This is a genomic window from Levilactobacillus cerevisiae, from assembly GCF_003946245.1.
GTDB classification, from domain to species: Bacteria; Bacillota; Bacilli; order Lactobacillales; family Lactobacillaceae; genus Levilactobacillus; species Levilactobacillus cerevisiae.
In genome coordinates this window covers 90,549-114,100 of the sequence record NZ_RHNN01000002.1, presented here as the reverse complement: position 1 = coordinate 114,100, position 23,552 = coordinate 90,549, and the positions used below count along the sequence as shown (strand labels likewise).

General features: G+C 51.3%; 22 protein-coding genes. 7 read left to right on the top strand and 15 right to left on the bottom strand.

The features are described from left to right. Position 1 precedes the first annotated feature (1 nt). The 6 genes from EKM99_RS01330 to argF form a co-directional block, all read right to left on the bottom strand. Positions 2–1,201: an NAD(P) transhydrogenase subunit alpha gene (locus tag EKM99_RS01330; protein ID WP_125580150.1), complete on the bottom strand. Its 1,200-nt coding sequence runs from the start codon at positions 1,199–1,201 to the stop codon at positions 2–4. Positions 1,202–1,518: 317 nt separating this feature from the next. Next, positions 1,519–1,686 carry a hypothetical protein gene (locus EKM99_RS15695; RefSeq protein ID WP_164511473.1) on the bottom strand — a complete coding sequence of 56 codons (168 nt, stop codon included), beginning with the start codon at positions 1,684–1,686 and terminating at the stop codon, positions 1,519–1,521. Between the two features lie 376 nt (positions 1,687–2,062). Next, entirely contained in the window at positions 2,063–2,731 is a 669-nt protein-coding gene (locus EKM99_RS01325; RefSeq protein ID WP_125580148.1) for a hypothetical protein, read from the bottom strand. 1,273 nt (positions 2,732–4,004) lie between these two features. Continuing rightward, a complete protein-coding gene (locus EKM99_RS01320; RefSeq protein WP_125580146.1) occupies positions 4,005–5,552 on the bottom strand; it encodes a YfcC family protein in 1,548 nt (515 codons plus the stop codon). A 112-nt stretch (positions 5,553–5,664) separates the two neighbouring features. Next, complete coding sequence (gene arcC, locus EKM99_RS01315) at positions 5,665–6,594, bottom strand: carbamate kinase (RefSeq protein WP_125580144.1); 930 nt, start codon at positions 6,592–6,594, stop codon at positions 5,665–5,667. A 13-nt stretch (positions 6,595–6,607) separates the two neighbouring features. Further along, on the bottom strand, positions 6,608–7,606 hold the full coding sequence (argF, locus tag EKM99_RS01310) for an ornithine carbamoyltransferase (RefSeq protein WP_125580142.1): 999 nt from the start codon (positions 7,604–7,606) through the stop codon (positions 6,608–6,610). Positions 7,607–7,713: 107 nt separating this feature from the next. Here argF and EKM99_RS01305 point away from each other — a divergent pair, with 107 nt between their 5' ends. The 6 genes from EKM99_RS01305 to EKM99_RS01280 all read left to right on the top strand — a co-directional run bounded on the left by EKM99_RS01305 (position 7,714) and on the right by EKM99_RS01280 (position 14,175). Beyond that, positions 7,714–9,012: an ATP-binding protein gene (locus tag EKM99_RS01305; protein ID WP_125580140.1), complete on the top strand. Its 1,299-nt coding sequence runs from the start codon at positions 7,714–7,716 to the stop codon at positions 9,010–9,012. Next, positions 9,012–9,845 carry a DNA-binding domain-containing protein gene (locus EKM99_RS01300; protein ID WP_125580138.1) on the top strand — a complete coding sequence of 278 codons (834 nt, stop codon included), beginning with the start codon at positions 9,012–9,014 and terminating at the stop codon, positions 9,843–9,845. Before EKM99_RS01305 ends, EKM99_RS01300 begins: the two co-directional genes overlap by 1 nt. A 598-nt stretch (positions 9,846–10,443) precedes the next feature. Continuing rightward, positions 10,444–11,382: a serine hydrolase gene (locus tag EKM99_RS01295; RefSeq protein WP_125580136.1), complete on the top strand. Its 939-nt coding sequence runs from the start codon at positions 10,444–10,446 to the stop codon at positions 11,380–11,382. 198 nt (positions 11,383–11,580) lie between these two features. Then, positions 11,581–11,952 (top strand): cupredoxin domain-containing protein, encoded by a 372-nt coding sequence (locus EKM99_RS01290; protein ID WP_125580135.1) that lies wholly within the window; start codon positions 11,581–11,583, stop codon positions 11,950–11,952. A gap of 16 nt (positions 11,953–11,968) precedes the next feature. Continuing rightward, positions 11,969–12,241 carry a cupredoxin domain-containing protein gene (locus EKM99_RS01285; RefSeq protein ID WP_125580134.1) on the top strand — a complete coding sequence of 91 codons (273 nt, stop codon included), beginning with the start codon at positions 11,969–11,971 and terminating at the stop codon, positions 12,239–12,241. Beyond that, positions 12,238–14,175, top strand: a complete 1,938-nt coding sequence (locus EKM99_RS01280) for a copper-translocating P-type ATPase (protein WP_125580133.1) — start codon at positions 12,238–12,240, stop codon at positions 14,173–14,175. Before EKM99_RS01285 ends, EKM99_RS01280 begins: the two co-directional genes overlap by 4 nt. A gap of 116 nt (positions 14,176–14,291) precedes the next feature. Here EKM99_RS01280 and EKM99_RS01275 read toward each other — a convergent pair whose 3' ends face one another. The 5 genes from EKM99_RS01275 to EKM99_RS01255 form a co-directional block, all read right to left on the bottom strand. Next, positions 14,292–14,834 (bottom strand): glutathione peroxidase, encoded by a 543-nt coding sequence (locus EKM99_RS01275; protein WP_125580132.1) that lies wholly within the window; start codon positions 14,832–14,834, stop codon positions 14,292–14,294. 279 nt (positions 14,835–15,113) lie between these two features. Continuing rightward, the gene (locus EKM99_RS01270; protein WP_125580130.1) at positions 15,114–15,827 is read right to left on the bottom strand and encodes a matrixin family metalloprotease; all 714 of its coding nucleotides are present in this window, start codon (positions 15,825–15,827) and stop codon (positions 15,114–15,116) included. 195 nt (positions 15,828–16,022) lie between these two features. Further along, positions 16,023–16,679 carry an NAD(P)H-binding protein gene (locus EKM99_RS01265; RefSeq protein WP_125580128.1) on the bottom strand — a complete coding sequence of 219 codons (657 nt, stop codon included), beginning with the start codon at positions 16,677–16,679 and terminating at the stop codon, positions 16,023–16,025. Beyond that, on the bottom strand, positions 16,680–17,036 hold the full coding sequence (locus tag EKM99_RS01260; RefSeq protein ID WP_125580126.1) for a cyclophilin-like fold protein: 357 nt from the start codon (positions 17,034–17,036) through the stop codon (positions 16,680–16,682). It lies immediately after the preceding gene. A 16-nt stretch (positions 17,037–17,052) separates the two neighbouring features. Next, positions 17,053–17,544, bottom strand: a complete 492-nt coding sequence (locus EKM99_RS01255; RefSeq protein WP_125580124.1) for a YbhB/YbcL family Raf kinase inhibitor-like protein — start codon at positions 17,542–17,544, stop codon at positions 17,053–17,055. A 199-nt stretch (positions 17,545–17,743) separates the two neighbouring features. On the opposite strand from EKM99_RS01255, the gene EKM99_RS01250 reads away from it, so the two are divergent. Next, on the top strand, positions 17,744–18,652 hold the full coding sequence (locus tag EKM99_RS01250; RefSeq protein WP_125580123.1) for a LysR family transcriptional regulator: 909 nt from the start codon (positions 17,744–17,746) through the stop codon (positions 18,650–18,652). Positions 18,653–18,815: 163 nt separating this feature from the next. Here the strand turns inward: EKM99_RS01250 and EKM99_RS01245 are convergent, their stop codons facing one another. From EKM99_RS01245 to EKM99_RS01230, 4 genes are all read right to left on the bottom strand, one after another. Next, positions 18,816–19,268 carry a hypothetical protein gene (locus EKM99_RS01245; protein WP_125580121.1) on the bottom strand — a complete coding sequence of 151 codons (453 nt, stop codon included), beginning with the start codon at positions 19,266–19,268 and terminating at the stop codon, positions 18,816–18,818. Positions 19,269–19,483: 215 nt separating this feature from the next. Then, positions 19,484–20,941, bottom strand: coding sequence for an NCS2 family permease (locus EKM99_RS01240; protein WP_125580119.1), 1,458 nt, complete (start codon positions 20,939–20,941; stop codon positions 19,484–19,486). Positions 20,942–21,273: 332 nt separating this feature from the next. Next, positions 21,274–22,470 (bottom strand): multidrug effflux MFS transporter, encoded by a 1,197-nt coding sequence (locus EKM99_RS01235; RefSeq protein WP_125580117.1) that lies wholly within the window; start codon positions 22,468–22,470, stop codon positions 21,274–21,276. Between the two features lie 200 nt (positions 22,471–22,670). Beyond that, positions 22,671–23,477, bottom strand: coding sequence for a Cof-type HAD-IIB family hydrolase (locus EKM99_RS01230; RefSeq protein WP_125580115.1), 807 nt, complete (start codon positions 23,475–23,477; stop codon positions 22,671–22,673). Between the last annotated feature and the right edge of the window lie 75 nt (positions 23,478–23,552).

Below are 23,552 nucleotides of genomic sequence, written 5' to 3'. Positions count from 1 at the left end.
CCTAATCAACTCCTTTGGATTCAGTTGATTCTGCGGATGCTTCCGCTGGTTTTGCCGGTTCGCGTGGTGGTAACTTCATGGCCTCACGTTCCCGACCACTGATAATGTCGCCTTGGTAGGTCGCCAGCAACTCGCCAACCACCTCGTCGTCAACGTCCAGAACCAATTTACCATCTTGAACAATTGCGTTTAAAACGGCTTGGACGTTCTTGGCAAACATGTCGGAAGCGGACGCTGGCAATTGACTCGCCATGTCACCGGCCCCCACAATCTGAGCCTGTTGCTTCGTGGTAACGGTCTTTTCTGGCTGAGAGCCCGCGACGTTGCCGCCGAGTTCGCTCGCTGCCAAATCAATAAACAAGGTACCCGCTTTAGCCGCATCCACAGACTTCTGGGTGACCAGTATGGGTGGCCGCCGACCAGGAACCTGCGCGGTCGTGATGATGACATCATTTTGCGCAATGAATTCGGCCAGTTCAGCCTGTTGTTGCGCGGTTTCTTCTGGCGTCAATGCCCGGGCATACCCGCCTTCACCAGTCGCTGAAACGGAAGTCGTCAGGAACGTTGCCCCCAAAGATTCCACTTCACCACGTGAGGCTGGCCGAATGTCGTAGCCGGAAACCATGGCACCTAACCGTTTGGCGGTCCCAATGGCTTGCAGTCCAGCGACCCCAGTCCCAAGAACCAACACCTTGGTTGGCTTAGCGGTCCCGGCGGCCGTAATCATCATTGGCAGATAACGTGAAAATTGATCTGCGGCCAACAGCGCCGCCTTGTAGCCCGCCACACTGGCCTGAGAACTCAAGACATCCATGGTCTGGGCCCGTGAAACGGTCCGTGGCAACAGTTCAAATGCAAGCGCATTCACTTTCTTGGTTGCCAATTCCTTCACGTAGTCCAAATCGGTTAACGGTTGTAGCAAGCCTAATAACGTTTGCCCAGCCGTCAGCTGATCCACCACGTCGGCACCGGGTTGACCAATGGTTGCAATCACGTCGGCATCCTTAATGGCAGCGGCGCGGTCGCTAATTTTAGCCCCGGCCTTTTCAAACGCGGCATCCGGGTAGAAGGACCGTTCGCCGGCACCCGCTTCAATCAAGACTTGAAACTCACCTTTAACCAACTTCCGTACCACTTCGGGTGAGAGCGCAACCCGGTTTTCCCCGGGCGCTTCCCGTAAAGCAGCAATCGTTAATGACATGCCACCCATCTCCTTTTGATAATTCCTTCACAAGTTCATCATAGGTCTGTCTGGTGTCCAAAACAAGTTTGTTTTAATTTATCTGGCAGTTAATTAGTTCACCGTCCAACGCGATTCGCCTCAGTGTCATCAGCGGTCAAAACCTGACACGACAACAATCGTAGCCCACTCACATGATGATAAATGACCACGGTTTTTACTGTAAAAAATATTTGTTCGGAGCTCTGGCTTGCAAAATCATCGTTTTTCTGAGTGCACTGCATATATGGCTATTAGTTAGCCTAAACAATGCGGCAACACTGTCTAAACCTGCCGGCTTACCGTTCGCCAAATTTAGGCCGGAACGCTGTGGGGAGGACGCCGCCAGCCTGGGAAACGGTCTGCCAGCTCGCTTTGAACCGCACGAACCGCGTTTCAAAGTCGCCATTTTCCAAGTTAACCCACTTGGAAAATTCCACGGCTGAGCCTAAATTTAGCTCACTCACGCCTACATAGACAATGACCAATTCTGCTGGACAAACGTTGCCAATCCAGCAATGATCACATCCATGTCATGGTAAAGAACCAGTCATAACCGGAGGAGGACAGAGATGGAGGCAGCTGTGTCGACGACGTTAGCTGAGCGGCCTTCTCAGGTTACGTCGTGGGACGCGTTTGGAGACTGTCGGTTTGGGACAGGCTTCAAACCAAGCCGGAGGACCGCCCCTCAGACCGCAGGCGGTCCCCACAGCAGCCGGAATCTCTGGCAGCCGCAGGTGACAATTCCGGACAATTTAACATCGCTAGCTGGATTCTTCAGAAGTCAAAAAAGACGACAGCCCCTTCCAAGAAGAGGTCATCGTCTATTTAATCTTGCATAAATTAGCTCAACCAGCTATCCATCTCAAATTTCTTGGACTGGATGATTTCCCCGGCCGTCGTTGTCATCAGTTGAACGGTCTGCGCGTACGGATCCACGCTGGTGGCCGTTTCAAATTGCGACTGTAGCTTGTCCAGCCCCACCTCACCAAAGACCCACTTCAACGCGCCTGTTTGGGCCAACACGGCGTATAGATTAATCGTCGGGTGGTTCGGCTGGCCGGAAGCAATCTGCGCCTTGAGGTCGGCAATGACCGCTTGGCGACTGGCGTCCTTGGGCTCGTAAATCACGTGGGGCTTCAAGTTATTTTGAAACAACACTCGCTCCGTGGTCCCGTCAGTCAGCGTCTCTGCACCGATCCCGTCGTAAACGGCATTGACGATATCCCAGCTCGTCACTAATTTCAAGGCCGTTTTCAACTGGTCATTTTGCATTAAATCACTGGTCAAACGAATCCGGAGCGCGTTCAAATACTGTGGTAATTGGTCAAACCGATCGACGTCGGGCACGACGATGCGGTCGCCGTCAACCTGCAGCACCCCTTGGTCCAACAGGTCTAACAGCGTCGCCAGTAAGAAGTATGCCTGGGCCGTAAAACGCGTCCGCAGCATCGGCTTATCATCAATCCGTTCGGTTAAAAGTAAAAAGTTTTTGGCGGTAGTCAGTGCCAAGATGGTTTCCCCCTAGAATATCTCGAAATTAAAGCTCATGAATGGTAAGTATACCACACACAGCGGCCAAACTAGCCATTTTCAAAATACTTGAAAGTCCAATAGAACCTAAAATAGCCCAGCTAATAGGAATTCAGTTCCCAAAATTAGTCAAAAATTGCCACCTGCGGCTGCCAGAAATTCCGTCTGCTGTGGGGACCGCCTGCGGCCTGAGGTACGGTCCTCCGGCTCGGTTTGAAGCCTGTCCCAAAACGACAGGCTCCAAACGCGTCCCACGACGTAACCTGAGAAGACCGCTCAGCTAACGTCGTCGACACAGCTGCCTCCATCTCTGTCCTCCTCCGGTTAGGATTGTTCTTCAACATGACATTGACGTGACCATCGCTGAACTGGCAACGTTTGTTCACCATAATTGGCAAAGTCTAAGTAGGCGTGAGCAAATCCGATTTAGCCTTAGCCGTAGAATTCTGCAAGTAGTTTACTTGGAAATGGTATTTTAAAACGTGGTTCGTACGTTTCATAGCGAGTCGACAGATTTAGACCATGTTGCCAATATCCAGCGCTATACCCTACTATGTAGCAGGTTACGCCGACAACTTAGTTTTTAACCCTTAGCCGTTTTTTAAGACTAATCGCCCGGCACAAAAGAGCCGACCAGCAAGTCGACTCTTCCGTCATGTAATTCTTAATTTGCTTGTTGCCTAACAATGACGTCTGCTAAGCGACAAGATGATGAAGTTCTTAATCATCTTAGTCTGGAACATACACACTGGTCGAAAACGCCAATGTTCGTGGCGGCCGCCCACCAAATCGGGGCTACAACGCCGCCACAACACCAATCTCAGCCGAGAGGGCCGGTGAAAAATGAGCCCAGCCGTGGGATTCTGCGAGTGTTCTTCTCGTAGAATGGCGCCTTTGAAACTCGTGGGTTCCGAGGTTCAAAGCGAGCTGGAAGACCGCCTTACAGGCTTCCAGCGTCCTCCCCACAGTATTTCAATCTCACTTCAGCAGCTCTGGTAGACGCGGCCACCCCACGAAACCGGGGCTACAACGCCGCCAGAACAACAACCTCAGCCGAGAGGGCTGTTGAAAATGAGCCCAGCCGTGGGATTCTGCGAGTGTTTTTCTCACAGAATGGCGTCTTTGAAACGCGAACTTCGCGGTTCAAAGCGAGCCTAAAGACCGCTTCACAGGTTTTAGGCGTCCTCCCCACAGCGTTCCGGTCTCATTTTCAACAGCCCGGCAGGCACGGGCAACGACTAGCTTAAAAAGTTTATCCCAGCATAACTTCCATGACCAGGATGGCGCCACCAAAGACCAGGACGAACGCCACAACTGGCCAAACGAACTTGAACCAGTGCGAGTATTTCATATCCAGCATTTGTAGCGTTGCCATCACCAGACCGGTTGGGGCCAGGAAGAGCATTGCGTATTGACCGAATTGGTAGGCAGTAACCACGGCGTACCGGGGAATGTCGACCGTATCAGCCAGCGGCGCAAAGATTGGCATTGCCAGCACGGCTAAACCAGATGAAGATGGCACGATGAAACCGAGGACGAAGAAGATTAACATCATGACAATAATGAAGACCGAACCACTCACGTGCGCAACCAATGATGAGGAGTATTGCAGGATCGTATCGGAAATCATCCCGTTGTTCATGACCAGGTTAATCCCCCGTGCCAGCCCGATGATCAGGGAAACCCCAACCAAACTGGCAGCACCGTTGGTAAAGGCATCGACGACACCCTTTTCACCGATCCCGTATTTCCCGGTCGCGGTGATAAACATAATGATAATGGCAAATAACAGGAATGATGAGGCCATGGTTGGGAACCACCAGCCTTGAGACATAACGCCCCAGACCATGATTGGGAACGTAATCACAAAGAGAACCAGAATGATTTTCTTCCGCATGGTGAAGGCTTGATTGCCGGTCTCTTCAGACGAAACCGACCACATTTTATCAAAGGAGGTCTTGTCTTCGTAGGTGTAAGAGTACGATGGCGTCTCCTTAACCTTCTTACTGTACCAGTGGAGGTAGAAGAGCACGAAGATGGCAGCGACAACCAACCCACCGATCCGCCAGCTAATCCCTTCGGTAAAGTTGATTCCGGCAGCGTTAGAAGCAATCACGACGGAGAACGGGTTAATGGTTGAGAAGGCCGTCCCGACTGAACTGGAGAGGAAGATGGCCCCCACACAGACTATCGAGTCATAGCCCATCGCAATGAAGATCGGAACCAGTATTGGGTAGAAGGCCACGGCCTCTTCCTCAATCCCACACAAGGTTCCCCCTAAGACCATCAAGATGGAAACCATAAAAATCAGCATAAACTCGTGGCCCTTGGTTTTCTTGGTCAACGCCATCAGGCCGGATTCAAAGGCCCCACTCGCTTTAACCACCCCAATCAGGCCCCCTAAGACGAAGATGAAGACCATGATGTCCACGGCTTCAATCGTCCCGTTGACCATACTGCTGGTAATGGCACCCAGCCCTGCTGGCCGCTGTTTCAGACGATGATAGGTATTGGGAATGGAAACTTCCTGGGTAATCCCGCCGGAAGTAAATTCCTTGATTTTAATTTTAACGCCCAGTTTATCCAATTCTTGCTGGGTTGCGGGTACTCTGACCGTTTTACCGGCTGGCCGCGAGATTTCAAGCTGCCCCCCGCTGTATGATAGCTTAGAATAAGAGCCGGCTGGAATGACCCAGGTCGCGAAAACGGCGACGATGGTCAGCACGAATAAGATCACAAACGCGCCGGGCATGCGCAATTTAAATTTCTTTTTTGGCTTTGGTTCAACTGAAGCATCCATTAAGTTCACCCCTATAAGTATTTTGCAAAAATGACAAACGAAAAACGTGGTCCAAGAACGGGTGTCACCAACATCTCCGCACGATTGGACCACGTTCCGTTATTTTAAAGAATTAAGCTTTGATCAACGTGCCGACCTTGCCTGCTAAGGCGTCGTCGAGGTGATCAAGTGACGTGATGAGCGCCGTCCGGCCGTTACCTGTAGCGACAAAGCTTAAGCAGGCTTCAATCTTAGGTAACATACTGCCTGGTGCGAATTGGCCTTCGTCAATGTAGCGTTGGGCATCTTTGCTAGACAGGTCGTGTAAGGCCTTTTCATCTGGCTTGCCGTAGTTCACGTAAACGTCGTCAACGGCAGTCAAGATAATCAGTTGGTCTGCGGCAATGTTGGCAGCCAACAGGGCACTGGAGCGGTCCTTGTCGATCACGGCAGGCACACCCTTGAGACCGTCATCGGTGGTGATAACGGGAACCCCGCCACCGCCGCCAGCAATGACTAAGTTATCATTTTCAATCAAGTCATTGATACTCTTGATTTCAATGATAGACTTAGGAAGTGGTGATGGTACAACCTGGCGGTAACCCCGGCCAGCATCTTCGACGAACGTGTAGCCCTTTTCGGCAACAATCTTGTCAGCGTCTTCCTTGCTGTAGAAGGAGCCCACTGGCTTGGTTGGGTGGTCAAAGGCCGGGTCGCTCTCGTCGACTTCAATCTGGGTGACTACGGAAGCCACGTCCTTTTGAATGCCTTGACGGTGCAGTTCGTTGTGCAGGCTTTGTTGTAAATGGTAGCCGATGTAGCCTTGACTCATGGCCCCACATTCAGGGAATGGGAAGGCGGCAGTCTGGCCGTGTTCGGCGGCGTAGTTCATCCCCAGGTTAATGGCCCCAACTTGGGGACCGTTACCATGGCTGATAACCACCTTGTGGCCGGCAGCGACTAAACCAATCAGTGACTTGGCCGTGTGCTTTACTAAGTTCAATTGTTCTTCTGGTGACTTGCCCAGGGCGTTTCCGCCTAAGGCAACAACGATTTTAGCCATGTGTTCTCCTCCACTATTCGCCTAAGGTCGCAACCATGACGGCCTTGATGGTGTGCATGCGGTTTTCAGCTTCCTGGAAGACCACGGATGCATCGCTTTCAAAGACTTCATCGGAAACTTCCATTTCAGTGATGCCGTACTTTTCAGCAATTTCTTTACCCACGCCGGTTTCAGCGTTGTGGAATGAAGGCAGGCAGTGTTCGAAGATCACGTCTGGGTTGCCAGTCTTGGCCATCATTTCGGCGTTGATTTGGTATGGTGAAAGTAAGGCGATCCGTTCTTTCCAAACTGAATCTGGTTCGCCCATTGATACCCAAACGTCGGTGTAGAGCACGTCAGAGCCCTTAACCCCTTCGTCGATGTCGTCGGTGATCAAGATTTCAGCACCCGTCTTAGCGGCAATGGCGTTCACCTTGTCACGGAGTTCTTGGGTTGGCTTCAATTCCTTAGGGCAAACCAGGTGGAAGGTCATCCCCATGATTGCGCCACCGATCATCAAGGCGTTCGCCACGTTGTTGCGGCCATCGCCCACGTAAGTAAAGTGGATGTCGCTGTAGTTCTTCTTCAAAACTTCTTTGGCAGTCAGGAAGTCAGCCAGCACTTGGGTTGGGTGATCTTCATCGGTCAGACCATTCCAAACGGGAACGCCTGAGTATTTTGCCAAAGTTTCAACCGTCCGTTGGGAGAACCCACGGTATTCAATCCCATCAAACATGCCGCCCAGAACCCGTGCTGTGTCAGCTGCGGATTCCTTTTTACCCATTTGGGTACCAGTAGGGCCTAAGTAGGTCACGTGAGCACCTTGGTCGTAAGCACCGACTTCAAAGGCACAACGAGTCCGAGTTGAGCTCTTTTCAAAAATTAAAGCGATGTTCTTGCCAACTAATTTTTGTTGTTCAGTTCCGGCGTACTTAGCCTTCTTTAAGTCTTCGGCTAATTGAAGCAGGAAGCCCATTTCTTTAGGGGTGTAGTCCAATAGGGTTAAAAAGCTGCGGTTTCTGAGATTAAACATTGTAAGTTCCTCCTTTGTTATTTACAATCATTAGTATAGTAAGCGGTTTCACAAAACCTCACGAAGCTTCAAAACTTTGTTAAAACTTTTTCTAAGGAGTAAAATTCATGCTAAAGCAGTCCCGTATTTTCACACACGATCGTTACCAGCGCATCTTTCTGGCAGCGGCGTGTATTGCCCTCGCTTCGCAGGTGAATTTTCAAACGTACGCGCCGGGGTTCATCGTCACCCTGTCCGTTTTCATTCTGCCTGTCATTCTCTACTTCAACCGCGACTTCAACCCGATTGGACTGACGGTGGCGGTCGCAATTGCTTCACCAATCTTCAGGGGCGCGCTCCTGTTCATCAGCCATGACGTCAATCCCCACAACAATATCATTTATATTTTGGCCGACATGGCCTTCTATCTGTGTTACGGTTTTCTGTATTACTTCCTATATTGGCGGCGCGGTCAACGTAGCAACACGACCTTCTTCCTGACCATCGTGCTCTGCGACTACCTGGCCAACTTGCTGGAAGTCAGTCTCCTAACTGATTTCAACGATTACACCTACCGGCTCTTTCAGATTCTCTTTATCACCGCACTGATTCGGAGTCTGGTCAGCTGCCTGTTGGCCTTTCTCTACCATTATTTTCAACTGATGCTCCGCCAGGAAAATCACGAGCAACGTTACTACCATTTCATCTGGGTGGCCTCTGCCGTGAACAGCGAAGTCTACTTCATGCGCAAAAACATCAGCGAAATTGAAAACGTCATGAAAAACGCCTACCTGTTGAACCAAGATTTGCAAAACGCGGACGTTAGCGAAGCAGAACGGGACAAGGCTTTGCAAATTGCTCGCGACGTTCACGAAATTAAGAAGGATTACCAAAATGTGATTCGGGGTCTCGGCGACTACTTCAACGATGATGGGGGCGACACTGCCATGCAGTTGGCCGACATCCTCAAGGTCACGACCGACTACATTCGTGAGTCCATCAAGCTCAAATTTCCGAAAGTGACCATTGAAGTTCACAATCACGTGGACCTGGTCGTGCCCAACCATTACTACTTGGTCTCCATCCTCTCCAATCTGATTTTTAACAGCGTCGACGCCATGGAGGGCCGTCCCAGCGGCGTGGTCGTCGTCAGTGTAGTTGACGATGGCAATGATATTCTACTCAACGTTTCGGACAACGCTAGCGGGATGGATGCCGAGACCCTTTCGATGATTTTCCAGCCCGGCTTCACCACCAAATTTAACGAAAACGGCGACGTGTACCGGGGTATCGGCCTCTCCCACGTTAAGATCATTGCCCAGGAACAATTCGATGGCGACATCCAGGTCGATTCCCAACTAGGTAAGGGCACCAATTTTGAAGTAAAATTAAGTAAGAAACGACTCGTACAGGAGGAAGACGCCTAATGAATTTCTACATTGTTGACGACGACCCATCCATTCCCATGATTCTCCGCCAGATTCTGGAAAAGAACCCCGCCAACACGGTAATTGACATCGCCCACGACTCGAAGAAGGCCCTGGCTGACATTATGATCATGGACGTTGATATTGTCTTGGCGGACCTCTTAATGCCGGGACTGTCGGGCATCGAACTGATAAAAAAGCTCAAAGAACTGAAGCCCAATCTCCGCTCAATTATGATTTCTCAGGTCAAGGACAGCGACTTGCGGGCGGAGGCTTACGAGGCTGGCATTGAATTTTTTATCGACAAACCAATCAACGTGATTGAAGTCAAGACGGTGGTCGAAAAGGTTTCGCAGAGCGTCCAAATGGCCGCCAAGCTCAACAACATTCAATCGCTAGTCGGTGGCGGGGCGGTCGCAACGGCCCCAGTCGTGGACCAGCACCAACAGGAAAAAGAAAAGATTTTATCAATTCTCCGTTTTCTCGGCATCACATCGGAGGCGGGTTCCTCGGACATCCTGGCCGTCGCGCAGATTATGCTCGACCAAAATATCAGTTTCCGCGATATCGACTTCAACGCCGCCTACCACATTGACGACCGCGAAAAGAAAATCATGTTCCAACGCATCCGTAGAGCAATCAAGACCGGCCTAACCAACCTAGCCAACATCAGCCTAGACGGCATGGGCGACGAGATTGTCGTAGAGTACGCCAACACACTCTACGAATACAAGAACGTCCGCAGTGAAATGCTACTGCTGGAAGGAACTAGGAGCACCGGGGGGAAGACCTCTTTGAAGCGATTTTTTGATGGATTGGTGCAGGAAGTTTAGAGTGCGGAGAGAGGCGGTTAACTGGCGAGCATTAACGGCGTAAAGGAAATAACCCCGGGCTTGGGTCATTGCTGAACCGGGGTTAAGCGCAGGGACCTGGATCGTGTAGCACGTTTCAGAGGCCGCAAGTTTCCGGATTGTTCCGCGAAGAACCAGTCAAACGACCTAAAACAATCTAAGGCCAAAGACCAATCCCTCTTTAAACCAATCCAAACCAATCACAAGCACCCTTTCCCCAACCTACTCCCCAAAGAATAAACCCGTACCCCAAAAGCAAATTTCCCAACACCCAAAAGGCCCAAACCTTCTACCAATCTAGCAGAAGGTTCTGGACCTTTTACTTTCTCTCCCCAAACCACACCAAAACAAAACCACCCAGTACCCAATCCCCACTCCCAAGCCATCCCAGCCCCACCACCATTTTCACCCCAAAACGCCACCAAATTCCCACCAATTTATAAAACCTGTTATTTTCAATGTATACGTCGCAGATATTTGAGCGTATAATTAAATACATTAATTAGTTCGCCAGTCAAACTCTAAAGAAGTGAGATAATCGCCCATGAGACATGCTAAACCCCTTCACCTTAAAAGATTCATGATCAAATATCGCATTGTGGTTATGGCCGTGGCCATTGTCGTGCTGGGACTCACCGGCATTTTCAGTGTACAGGCGCGGCAGAAGAATGCAGCGCAAGCTACGGTCCCGCAACAGGCTGACAAGCCAGCTACCAGCCGCCAAATCACGGTGCAACAACGCCACGTTAAGAAACAACTCCATACATATTTTAAAAAGATTACTGCTGACAAGACGACGAGTGTTAGCTTCTACAACTTGGGCGCCAAGGCTGGCAGTCCCGCAGCCAAGTCCGATGTTGCCACCAAGTTTTACCAGCGCGGCAAGCTCGCCACTTCAGCTAACGCGCACACCCCAGAGGTTTCCGCTAGCACGTATAAATTATTCATTGCGGCCTACCTCTTCCACCTGAGCAGTCGTGACGCCTATACCTGGACGCCGACCAACGAGGACGGCTTTCACCGGATGATCGTCAACAGCGCCAACGATTTCCCTGAAGGAATTCTCGACACGTATGGCACCGCTGGCATTAATGAGTTTCTGACCAGTGAGAATCTCTACTCGCCCGTCTTCGTGGCTAACCAGGAAGCAACGACCACGGCTGCCAGCCTCAGTAAGTTGCTGGTGAAATTGGCCCGCGCAGAAGCCCCATTTGGCAACGATCACAACCGCAAATGGCTACTCTCACTGATGAAGCAACAGGTTTATCGCGATGGCATCCCCGCCGGAGCGGCCGCCGCAACCAAGGGCACCACGGTCCAGGACAAGGTGGGTTGGCTCGCCGACACCAATAATGACGCCGGTATCGTCACCCTGCCAAACGGCCAACGCTACGTGCTGGTCATCATGACCCACGGCCACGCCCAGACCGGCTTCAGCGGGTTCCCGCGGATGGCTAAGATTACCAAGCACGTGCAAAAACTCGTGTACAATCCTAAGCTCGTTAAGAACCTTGAATAGTCCGCTAAATCAGCGATCACGCCAGCAGTGGTGTGGTCGTTTTTGTCTACCATTGAGCCAAATTCATTTCAATATTCCCAGCTAAATATTTAATTTTGGCATACCGATTTTTTATCGTTGACAAATGTAAACGATGGCGGTATGCTTAACTCATCAATCAGTGATTACAAATGTAAACACAAAAAGGAGCGTGCCCTCATGACAAAAATTCTTGTACTCATTGTTGCTGTTATTCTCGTTGGTTTCATTGCTTGGTGGTTCTTCGGTAAGCATACCACCGTCGCTGTTGACGCTGCCGTGACCGGCTCCAGTCAAGACGTCGACGTGGAAGTCAGTGGTGGCTACTCACCTAGCACCGTCGTTTTGAAGAAGGGCGTGCCCGCCACGCTCACGTTTAACCGGAAGGACCCCTCCAGCTGTCTGGAACAGGTCGTCTTCCCCGACTTCGGCATCAACGAATTTCTTCCGCAAAATAAAGCCCACGCCATCTCCATCGACACCAGCAAGCCTGGCGAGTTCGATTACGCATGCGGCATGAACATGTTCCACGGCAAGGTCATTATCAAATAACTTGGAGGTCTTCATCATGAAAAATACCCAATCAGCAACTATTATCGTCGACGGCGGCTACTCACCAGCAGAGATCGATTTGACCCAGGGGGTGCCCGCAACCCTTACCTTTAAGCGAATCAACGACGCCGGCTGTCTGGACAAGGTCCACTCAACCAGCATGAACTTTAGCGAAGACCTCCCTCTAAACGAGGAACGCACGATTACTGTCGACACCAGTCAAGCTGGAGAATTTCCGTTTAGTTGCGGCATGGACATGTTCTTTGGAAAGGTGGTCGTTCGCCCATGAGTATTAAAAATCGGTTTGTCTTTTCGCTGATTCTGTCGCTGCCCCTATTTGTTGAAATGTTCACGACGCCACTGGGTATCCCGTTACCCGGTGGCGTCTGGACCTTGTTCTTCTTGACCACGGCCATCATGGCGGTTTCCGGTGGGCCCTTCATTGAAAGTGCCTGGGCCGCTTTCCGCCACCACCACGCCAACATGGATACCCTGGTCGCGATTGGCACGACCACGGCTTACCTGTACAGCTTCTACGCCATGTTAGTTGGCAAGGACGTCTTCTTTGAAAGTGCCGCCTTCGTGGTCACATTGATTTTACTGGGTCAATATTTTGAAGAGAAAATGAAGCACTCTGCTTCCGGCGCTGTCAGCAAGCTCATCGATCTGCAGGCTAAGGACGCCGAGGTCATGCGTGACGGTCAATTGGTCAAGGTGCCGCTGGCCGAAGTCGTTGTCGGTGACGTCATTCGCGTGCGTCCCGGTCAGAAGATTGCCGTGGACGGCGTGATTACTGAAGGTACGTCGACCATCGACGAATCCATGGTCACCGGTGAAAGCATGCCCGTGACCAAAAAGGCTGGCGACCACGTGATTGGCGCCACCATTAACAGCAACGGAACCTTCATGTTTAAAGCCAGCAAGGTCGGCAACGATACGTTGCTTTCACAAATTGTTGAAATGGTGAAGAAGGCGCAAACCAGTCACGCGCCAATTCAAAAGACGGTCGACAAGGTGGCGGACATTTTCGTTCCCGCCGTGTTGATTGCGGCCATCGCGACCTTTACCATCTGGTACGTCTTCATTGGCGTCTCCCTCGTCAGTGCGATGCTCTTTGCCGTTTCCGTGGTCATCATCGCTTGTCCCTGTGCCTTGGGGATTGCAACCCCAACGGCCTTAATGGTCGGTACTGGTCGGAGTGCCAAGATGGGTATTCTGATTAAAAATGGTGAAGTCTTGGAAGCCGCAAACCGCGTTAAGACGGTGGTCTTCGACAAAACGGGGACCATTACTGAGGGTCACCCACAGGTCACTGACATCGTAGGCGATGAAGCGACCGTCCTACACGTTGCCGCAAACCTGGAAGTCTCCTCAGAACACCCCTTGGCCGCTGCGATTTTAGACAAGGCCAAGACTGAAGACTTAACCGTTACTGCTGCCGAGAACTTCCAAGCCATCGAAGGCAAGGGCGTTCAGGCCACGGTTGACGGCCAACAAGCCTTTATTGGTAACGATAAATTGATTGCAGATTACAAATTAGACGCCAAGATGAGCGACCGCATGGCCCAGCTGCAAAACGAAGCTAAGACGGTCGTCCTGGTGGGCCTCGCCGATCACATCATTGGTTTGATTGCGATTCAGGATGCACCTAAGGCTAGCTCTGCCGCCGCTATTGCAGCACTCAAGGACCGTGGCTTACGGACCGTTATGCTGACGGGTGATAACCAACGGGTCGCTGAGGCCATTGCGAGTGAAGTGGGTATTGATACGGTGATTGCTGATGTCTTGCCAGGCGACAAGGCCGACCACGTCAAGCAGCTTCAAGAATCTGGTTCCGTGGCCTTCGCGGGTGACGGCATCAACGACGCACCAGCCTTAACCACGGCTGATGTTGGGATTGCGATGGGTTCTGGGACTGATATTGCCATCGAATCTGGTGGGATCGTCCTGGTCAAGAATGATTTGATGGACGTTGTCCGGGCGCTGGAGATCAGCAAGAAGACCTTTAACCGAATCAAATTGAACCTGTTCTGGGCCTTCATTTACAACACATTGGGCATCCCCGTTGCTGCCGGTGTCTTCGCCGTCTTCGGCCTAGCACTGAACCCTGAAATTGCCGGTCTGGGCATGGCCTTGAGTTCCTTATCGGTTGTGGCCAGCTCCCTGTTATTGAACAAGTCAAAACTCACGTCAACGCCAGCAACGAAGACTAGCGTAGCCTAACTGGAGGGATTTCTGATGGAAGAAAAATTTTGGAGTAAGAGTACCTGGATCACCACAATTGTGGCGATTATCGTCGTAATCGTGTCAACCGGCGCCGGTGCACTGATTGTGAATCATTAATTGTTTTCGGTAAATAAAAACCGTTCGATCAGAGACTGTGAGCTCTGGTCCAACGGTTTTTTGTTTGCTTTTTTTTCGAGTGCGGCCACAATGTCTGGTTCCACTTTTTCCGGCTTGGTTACCGGCGCGTAGCGATCAATCAACTGGCCATCTCGACCAATCAGAAACTTGGTGAAGTTCCATTTAATTCGGCCGTGACCCGCCGTGGCCTTCAGGTAGGTGAACAGAGGGTCTTCATCATTCCCGTTGACCGCAATCTTGCGGGTCATCGGAAACGTCACGCCGTAATGTAGCTGACAGAAGTCACTGGTTTCTTCATCGCTGGCTAACTCCTGGTGAAATTGGTTGGACGGCAAGCCGAGCACCTCGAAGCCTTGCGCGTGATAGCGCTTGTACAGGGCTTCAATCCCCTCGAGCTGGGGCGCCAACCCACATTTACTAGCGGTATTCACAATCAGTAAAACCTTGCCCTGATAGTCTTTGAAATCAATGGGTTGCCCACTCATCTCTGTTTCTGTGAAATCGTAAATTGTTGCCATAAAACCGCATCCCTTCCGATTGACCGATTTGATGATTGCATGTTTTATTAGTTGTATACAAGTTAATTATACATCATCAAATAACGATTAGCTTTTAATCTGCTGGGAGGAGAGTGGGAGAAAAGGCGGTTAGCTGGTGAGCATTAAGGCTGATAGCCGGATAATCCCGTGCTTGGATTATTTGGTTATCAGTTTTAAGCGGAGCCAGCTGCCTTTTGTGCCACGTTTCAGCCATATAGCCTTGGAGAGACAACGCGCGTCTATTTTTTCTCAGACGCTTTACCCTTTGTCATAAATCGCACGCAAGCTCTTCAGGTCAGCCGCCGACAGGGTCGTCTTGCCGTGGTCGATTGGCGTCATGACGGAGGATTTGTCGGAACTGTGGTCCAGCCCCAGTGCGTGTCCCAGCTCATGAACGGCCACCGAATGCTTATAGGCCCGAGGATACGTCGCGTTGAGTTTCGCCGTGGCCGTGTTGGTCGTCAGAATCCCGCGCCAGCTGATACGCTGAGTAATCTCGGGACCACCGTGGCCGTACTCAACGACGTCCTGATTCTTGGGCTCCGTCTTATGGTAAATGCCAAACGTAATCTGATTGGTCTTCGTGCTACCTGCCCCGGCCACCAGTTGGACGATGCCGGTCTGGTTGTAGACTTCCACGGCGTAGGCAAAGACCTGGCGAACCTTCTGGGGCGTGTTACTGGCAAAGTGGTAGTAATATTTTTTCTGTAATAAAAGGCCCTGCATGGCTTCCTCGACCGGCGTATCGTTGGCCCCCGTCTTGGTGGTGGCATCGCTGGCGTTACGCAGGATATAGCCGCTGGACTGATAATTCTCCGAGCTGCTGGCCGCCGACTGGGCTTTCCCGGTGAGCGTGGCGACAATCGCGGCCCGGTAATACTGAAATTGCGTGCTCAGGGGTTGCCAATTCACAATGACAAAAATAGCGATTCCCAACACAACAGCGAGTAATAAACGTCTGACAATTTTCACTCCGCAATCTTCCCTTCGGCTCTCTCGTGCCCCCGACAACGTTCCAATTAAGTTGATTCTAGGCCATCTAGTTTTGGGGCGCAACTACTTAGAACCGGGAATTTTGTGGCTGCATGTGGGTATGTAAAAAGCCCGCGGCTGGCGGGCTTTTATTGCTGATTTATTTGTAGAACCGCTAACCTCTAGCACACGGTCTCACTCGCCCCGCATAATTGCCTGCACACGATCCAACATGCCATCCGTATCCGGTTGATCAATCCCTAGGCTCCCGCGGCTGCCTAACGTGGGACTCGCAATCAGCTTTAGAATTAGGTCCGCGATGCTGGCTCGAGAGACCATCGTTCCCTTGAACGGCTCCCCCTTTTGCGTTAATTCGTAATCAACCTTAGGGTCATCCGTCATGAATGCCGCGCGAATCAAGGTATAGTTCATTGTCGTCGCTTCAATAATGGCGGCCGCACGGCGGGTATCTTCCTTTGACGCATGCCCCACAGTGCGCTCTACCCAGCTACCAAATGGTTCTGGCGTTTCGTGGTAGAGCCCCGATCCCGTTACCCAAATCAACCGCTGAACGCCCGTGGCCTGCATAGCCGTTACAATCGTTTGAGCCAGCGCGGCCATGTTGCCACTGAGATTGGCATAAACCACATCCTGTGCCACCATCACTTTCTGCAAGAGCTGGGCGTCATTCACGTCACCAGCCACCACGGTTTCACGCAACGCATCGACTCGTCCCAATCGCTGCGGTTGGCGCAACACCAAGGTAAGGTGTCCGTCAGTTTCCGCTAATAGACGCTGCCGAACGATTCGGGCGATGCGCCCATTTGCGCCTAAGATTAATACGTTGGTCATTTACTGACCCCCTAACGTAAACGTTGCCGGCTTATTCCCTGATCCCTTCAGGAAGTCCAGGGAATCATTGATTTGGCCAATCTTTTGCAGGTCCCCGATAATCTCACCAGTTTGTTTATAGAAAATAACAAAGCTGTGGCGTGGGGCCCAGTAGGCAATGTCGCCGACCTGATAACCGCTAGTTCCCAACTCATTGGCTGGTAAGGCCCGTTTAAAACGGTAAGTCATTTCGCGTGAATACAGATTCAACAGGTCTAAGTCCAAGGGAAACAGCTTGATTAAAGCCTGACTGGTAGCGTTATCCAACAAGTTCGCCGTTACTTCGTGTCCTTCGATCTTAATCATTATTTTTTGCATATCATACCATTCCTATCTAATTTTTAACTGGAATCACAACTGTCGCTTGGTCCAAAACTTTTGACACCAGTGCATCCCGTAAATCATTGTAAAAGAAACCCGTCGCCAGTCCCGTCACTTGTTTCAGCGCGTACACCGTCAACGTGTAGCGGTGCGGTTTATCTGGCGGATTCGGGCCGGCAAACCCGGTCGTCAGCACTTCGTCCACGTCGTAAAACCGTGAGACCCAGGAATTTCGCCCTTGGGCCCCCGTGTAGTGCCGGCTAAAGTCCGTCGTGATCTCTGTCATCACCGGCAAATCGACTGCCAGCCAGTGGATAAACGGAAAACCCGTTCTGGGTACCGCATCGTAATCAATCAGTGTAATGGCCAACGCCTGCGTTTGTTTAGGCAACTTCGCAAGCTGGATTGGAAACGACACGATTGGTTGACCACTCAGACGCGCCGTTGCTAGTCTGGCAAATTTTTCAGGTAAATATCCCTGATCTAAGGCAACTTGAATTTCCATTAACCGTAACCTCCCAGGTTCAAGTTCCAAGTATTATCTATCATCGTATTAACACATCGGTCATGCCATTTCGGCATAGTATAAATCGCAAGGGCAACTATATTTACCAGTATATCTGCCCTGCCATTGACTTTGAAGAACCCATTGGTTAGGCTAGTATTAACTAATAGTTGATACTACAGAGGGAGACGTGGGTAAGATGGACATCACGCAATTGCAAACATTCATCCGGGTCAGTGAGTACGGTAGCTTCACCAAGGCTGGTGAGGAAAGCTTTATCTCTAGCACAGCCGTCATGAAGCAGATCAACCGGCTGGAGACGGAGCTGAATCTGACACTCTTCGTGCGCTCGGCGACCGGCGTCCGCTTAACCGAACAGGGCGCAACCTTTCTTCCCGCTGTCCGGCAGATTCTAGCACAGCTAAATGCAGCAATCGTTGACGCTCGACACGTTGGCCTCCCCACCAAAGACGTGATTACCGTTGGCACATCTTTGCTCCACCCAGCGGACCCTTTCATGCGCATTTGGCAGGAGGTCAGTCCCAAGTTAGCCGGCTTTCAATTACGGGTGATTCAACTTCAAAATGATGACAATTCCAGTAACCGGGAATACGCCTTGCTGGGACGCACCTGTGACTTAATGGTTGGTACCTTTGACAACACCACTCTCAAGCAGGCGTTCACGGCTTTCCCTTTGGGTCATTACCACTTTGAGATTGCCGTTCGCCATGATCATCCCCTAGCCCACCACAAACGCGTGACGCTCAGTGATCTTGCTGGCCAACGCCTCTTGATGGTGCCCACGGGAATCAGTGAAAAAAATGATGCGTTACGGGCTCAAATACAAACCGATTCCCCCACGATTCAACCGTGTGACACCACTGGCCGCTATGACTTGAATGATTTCAATCGGGCGGTGGCGGATAACCTGCCACTGGTAACCTTGACCCCCTGGCACACTGTTCACCCCGACCTTGTGTCCATTCCGCTGGTAACCAACCTGACCGTCCCCTACGGCATCCTCACGAGCAAATTCCCGGGAACCGCGACGACGGCATTCATGACGCAATTTGCGAAAGACTACACCGCCACTTCGGCACAGCCTTAGCCTTTCACGACAACTTAAAATAGCGGTAGTTGGCCAGCTTACCGACTACTGCTATTTTTATGAATAATATTGTCTAGTTTTGGAGCGCAACTACTTAGAACCGGGAATCTCGTGTCTGCGTGTGGGTATGTAAAAAGCCCGCGGCTGGCGGGCTTTTATTGGTTTATTTGTAATAAACATGACCATAAGTCGGGTTCTTGATTGGTGACGTTTCCTTGCCCTGCCCGGTTTGCTTATAGCCATACCACTGGGCCTTATAGCTTTTGTGTTTATGGTTCGTCTTGCTGACTTTAAACTTGTAATAATTCACCAGCGTCCCATGGGTCCAACCCATTTCGTGCCCTTTGATATAGTAAATATGACTGCCCTTCTTGTGTTGATATGCCATGTTCTTAGTCGTGACAAACGGGAGCAGTAATGCGCTAGACTTGATGGTAAACCAAGGATAGTAATCTAAAACTTTATCCTTCTTCGGATCGACCCATTTTCCCCGTAAGATCTTCGGAGTTCCCTGATGCCAAGTCGCGGCATCGGCGGATTGGGTGGTACTGGCACCAACGGCTAACCCAGCAATAACGGCTAAGACAGTGGTTCCTACTTTCAGCATACTCTTCATGAGAAGCCCTCCATGGTGAATAATTAATTATTACGATATTAATTGTACACCAGAGAAACAATATTTTCCATAAGTAATTCCCAGGAAAGGTATGTCGTTACTGACCGGCCAGTATACTCGTAAAGCTAGATTGAACACTAATAATCATGAGAAACCTATGACGACAAAAAATACCGAACGGTCGTAGCCATTCAGCATTTTCATTTTCGATTATCCTAAACCAAAGCCAGCACCGTAAAGTTAATCACAAACAGAATCGACACAATCCAGATCAACGGGTGGACTTCCTTGGCCTTGCCCAGCACGACCTTGACGATGCAGTAGAAGATAAACCCCGCCGCAATCCCATAGGTAATGTTGTAGGCAAACGCCATGATGAAAGTCGTCATGAAGGCCGGAATCGCCTCGTTCAAATCGTGCCACGGAATCTTAGATAGCGAGCTCATCATCATAATTCCAACTAGGATCAGGGATGGCGCAATCGCTGCCGTTGGGATAATGGACAGTAACGGTGAGGCCAAGGAGCTGGCCAGAAACAGTACGGCTACCACCACACTCGTCAAACCGGTTCGACCACCGGCGCCAATCCCCGCGGAACTTTCCACGTAGGTGGTGAGGTTCGACGTCCCAAAGATGGACCCCACGCCGGTCGCAATGGAATCCGCAAACAACGCCTTGTCCAGCTTGGACTTGAAGCCCGGCTGACTTTCCAGTTCGAGCTCACGTTTACCAGAGAAAATGCCCGTCTGACGGCCAGTCCCGATGAAGGTTCCCAGCGAATCAAACGTATCGGAGAGACTGAACGAGAGAATCGTCATCAACACCAGAACCACCCGATTGTGCTCGGCAAAGAGTGAACCCATCCCCTCGTGAGAAAAGGCTGCCAGGAAGGTCGTGCCCAGCTGATGAACGGACGCGCCAATCGAGTAGCTGCTGGCCAAATGCAGATTGGTGACGCCCATGGGAATCCCAATCAGCGTGGTGGTCAGAATCCCAATCAACAGGGCGCCCGGAACCTTGCGCACCTTGAAGATCACCGTGATGACCAGACCAATCAAAGCTAACACCAGCGCTGGCGAGTTGAAAACCTGGAGCGCAGGCACGATGCCACCGCCCGTGACGACGGAGCTGACGCCTTGGCCAAAGACCTTTTTCGTAGCGTCAAAGGCCTTACCATTAATCGACATGATATCGCTGGCGTCACTGGTAAATTGCAGAAAGTTCGCGTTTTTCAGACCAACGTAAGCAATGAACGCCCCAATCCCTCCACTGATGGCGAGTTGGAGGTTAATGGGAATGGCCGAAATCAACATTTTCCGAATCTTCGTGGCGGTGATAATGATGTTGATGACCCCACAGAAGAAGACCAGTGCCAGGGCCTGTTGCCAGCTAAAGCCCAGCCCCATCACAACGGTGTAGGTAAAGAAGGCGTTGAGCCCCATCCCCGGCGCCAGGGCATACGGCACGTTGGCAAAGAGCCCCATGACCAGGGTCCCCACAACGGATGCAATAATCGTGGCCAGGAAGACGGCCTGTTGGGGCATCCCCGTTTGGCCTAAAATGGTGGGATTGACGAATAAAATATAGGACATGGCGAAGAAAGTGGTGACGCCGGCCGCAATTTCTGTGCCGACGGTAGTACCCGATTCCTTAAGCTTGAAGAATTTATCCACGATGGGTTCCTCCTATAAAATCCGAACATTAATATAATTATATCTGATTATCGTTAGCTATTACATTGATGACTATACCAGATAATCCCTTAAAAAGAAAGCTAAACTAAAATTTAACGAACTTTAATTCAACGACGTCCGGCTTATTTTTAGCTTAACCTTTGCCCCCGTAATGTGAAAGCGCCTCACTCGTGTTTGAGCAGTTGATTAATAAAATTGGCAAGCCGTTGCCACCCCCAACTATCATGATGGATACAAAAAAACGTGGCCAACAACTCGCTAAAGTTGTTGACCACGCTACTAATCGGCAAAGACACTTGTCATCAGTCTGTTTATTCAGTTGTTACGACTTCCCGTGGTGCGCGCAAGACCAGCCACAAGAAACTGACCAGCATGCCTAAGCACAGGGTCAATACGTACCAAGGGAGCGTTTGAATGGCACCATTGTGTAGCCAGCTCATCCCGTACGTTACCGCACTGACCAGCAGGTAGTAGCCGAGACTAAACCAGCCACTGGCACTGCCCATCACGGCTTCGTAGCCAATCAGCGCCCGATTCAAGGCGTTGGGCAAGGTCACATTTAGCCCGAGGAAGGTGAAGAAGATGGCCAGCAACATGGCCCCGGCGTGCGCCCAATACGCGGCACCCACCAGACCAGCACTTGCTAGGCCACTAAACACCAAACCACCCAGGGCGACCTGTTCCGGACTCAACCAGTTCAATAGCCAGTTGACCAGCACGGCCCCGAACAGACTGGCGCTCGCCAGAATTAGGCCGAGCCAGCCGTATTGGACCGCCGAATATCCGAAATGGGTCATGAAGATAAACGGTGCCTCGGCGTAATAACTAAACAAGACGCCATTGATGCCACCGATTAACAACCCGTACCCCCAAACGATTGGATCGCGCAACAACCGTCGCACTAGGGCGGCTTGCTGGACGGGGGCGGGCCGGGTGGTCAGGGCCTGCGTTTCTGGCAAACGGCTGCCGGCATACAAGCCGACGGTCACGGCCATGGCCACCAACGTGCCAAAGACACTGCGGTAACCAAAATAAGTCTGCATGACCCCGCCGATTAAGGGCCCCAACGCTGGCGCTAAGGCCATGGCGGCACTGGTTCGAGCAAAGACCTTGGCTCCGCTCAACCCACTGAAACTTTCGCGCATGATGGTCTGGGTCACGACGGAACCAGCACTGGCGCCAAAGGCTTGGACCAGCCGGCTAATGAGCAACCCGGTAAAATTGAGACTGAGCATGAGTCCCAGATTGCCCAATAAATAGACGACAATGCCGGCCAACATTGCCGGTCGCCGCCCCCATTTATCGGCCAGCTGGCCCCAAATCAGGACGCCAACGGCAAAGGCGACGAAGTACGTGCTCATGGTTAACTGCGCCCGGTTGGCACTCACGCTGAAGGCGCGTTGTAGTTGCGGCAATACCGGAGTGAAGATGGATTCACTGATCTGGGGAAACCCCACCAGTGTGATGATCAATCCCAAGGATGGGACTGTTTGACGGACGTTTTTCACAAGTTTTCTCCTTTAAAAGTTAATCTAGGGAAAAACGTCCGTGTCCGTTTGCGGGGACACACGCCATTAATTTTTCGATACTCATGGGTTGTCACCCCTCTCTGTGTAATATTTCCCTACTTTACGGGATTACGGGCTCGATGTCAAGGCATGAAAAAAGCCGACTCAGCTCTCTCGCTTAATCGACTCTATTGTGCTATCTACAAAATAAATTCGTGAATCGCATCCGCCACGCCGGATTCAAAATCATGAGGCGTCACAAACTTAGCCACCCGCTTAACCTCGTCGATCCCGTTGGCCACGGAGACCGGCATGCCGACCTTGGTTAACATGCCCAAATCGTTGGCATTATCCCCGATGGCGATGATTTCATCGGCCGAAACGTCCAGCTTGCGACCGAGGTCCAAGATGGCCGTGCCCTTGTCGACGCCAGCGTGATTGACCTCCATGTAAATGCCCGAGGAATAGGTACAGTTGATGGCGTCAAACGCCGCCATCACCGCCCGGTACACGTCTTGCCGTACGCCCAAATCGGGATTCATGACAATCACCTTCATAATCCGTTCGTCGGCAAATTGGTCAAACGACCCAATCATTTCGTCAAACGGCACGCCGCGCGTCTGCAAGTAGGCCACATCATCGGCTCTGGGCCGGTAAATGTAGAGGTGGTCCAGCGTGTACACGTGGATGTCGACGTCAAACTGCGTCATGATACCAAAGACCTGTTTCGCTTCCGCGAAGGGCATCTGATTGCTGACGATGACGTGATTATCCTGATTTTCCACGACCACGCCACCGTTGTATGACACCACGTACTCGTCGGGCTGCTGGTAGAGGTGCAGCTTCTTCAGCAGCGTCTGCACGGTCAGAAAGCCGCGGCCAGTGTTGGGCACGAATTTCACACCCTTGGCCGAAGCCGCCGCAATCGCGTCCACGTTGGCCTGAGAAATGCTGCCATCCGTCCGCAGTAACGTTTCGTCTAAATCACTGGTGATAATCTTGTACAAGTTGATCCGCTCCCTCTGTGGTTTAGATTCAGTGTACCATGTGGACGGGGGATGGGTATAGGCCAATTTGCGTTA

What these genes read in the sequence shown, in the direction of transcription:
- EKM99_RS01330 (WP_125580150.1), bottom strand. Translation starts at nt 1,201, where the DNA reads ATGTCATTAACGATTGCTGCTTTACGGGAAGCGCCCGGGGAAAACCGG.
- EKM99_RS01320 (WP_125580146.1), bottom strand. Translation starts at nt 5,552, where the DNA reads ATGGATGCTTCAGTTGAACCAAAGCCAAAAAAGAAATTTAAATTGCGC.
- arcC (WP_125580144.1), bottom strand. Translation starts at nt 6,594, where the DNA reads ATGGCTAAAATCGTTGTTGCCTTAGGCGGAAACGCCCTGGGCAAGTCA.
- argF (WP_125580142.1), bottom strand. Translation starts at nt 7,606, where the DNA reads ATGTTTAATCTCAGAAACCGCAGCTTTTTAACCCTATTGGACTACACC.
- EKM99_RS01305 (WP_125580140.1), top strand. Translation starts at nt 7,714, where the DNA reads ATGCTAAAGCAGTCCCGTATTTTCACACACGATCGTTACCAGCGCATC.
- EKM99_RS01300 (WP_125580138.1), top strand. Translation starts at nt 9,012, where the DNA reads ATGAATTTCTACATTGTTGACGACGACCCATCCATTCCCATGATTCTC.
- EKM99_RS01295 (WP_125580136.1), top strand. Translation starts at nt 10,444, where the DNA reads ATGATCAAATATCGCATTGTGGTTATGGCCGTGGCCATTGTCGTGCTG.
- EKM99_RS01290 (WP_125580135.1), top strand. Translation starts at nt 11,581, where the DNA reads ATGACAAAAATTCTTGTACTCATTGTTGCTGTTATTCTCGTTGGTTTC.
- EKM99_RS01285 (WP_125580134.1), top strand. Translation starts at nt 11,969, where the DNA reads ATGAAAAATACCCAATCAGCAACTATTATCGTCGACGGCGGCTACTCA.
- EKM99_RS01280 (WP_125580133.1), top strand. Translation starts at nt 12,238, where the DNA reads ATGAGTATTAAAAATCGGTTTGTCTTTTCGCTGATTCTGTCGCTGCCC.
- EKM99_RS01275 (WP_125580132.1), bottom strand. Translation starts at nt 14,834, where the DNA reads ATGGCAACAATTTACGATTTCACAGAAACAGAGATGAGTGGGCAACCC.
- EKM99_RS01265 (WP_125580128.1), bottom strand. Translation starts at nt 16,679, where the DNA reads ATGACCAACGTATTAATCTTAGGCGCAAATGGGCGCATCGCCCGAATC.
- EKM99_RS01260 (WP_125580126.1), bottom strand. Translation starts at nt 17,036, where the DNA reads ATGCAAAAAATAATGATTAAGATCGAAGGACACGAAGTAACGGCGAAC.
- EKM99_RS01255 (WP_125580124.1), bottom strand. Translation starts at nt 17,544, where the DNA reads ATGGAAATTCAAGTTGCCTTAGATCAGGGATATTTACCTGAAAAATTT.
- EKM99_RS01250 (WP_125580123.1), top strand. Translation starts at nt 17,744, where the DNA reads ATGGACATCACGCAATTGCAAACATTCATCCGGGTCAGTGAGTACGGT.
- EKM99_RS01245 (WP_125580121.1), bottom strand. Translation starts at nt 19,268, where the DNA reads ATGAAGAGTATGCTGAAAGTAGGAACCACTGTCTTAGCCGTTATTGCT.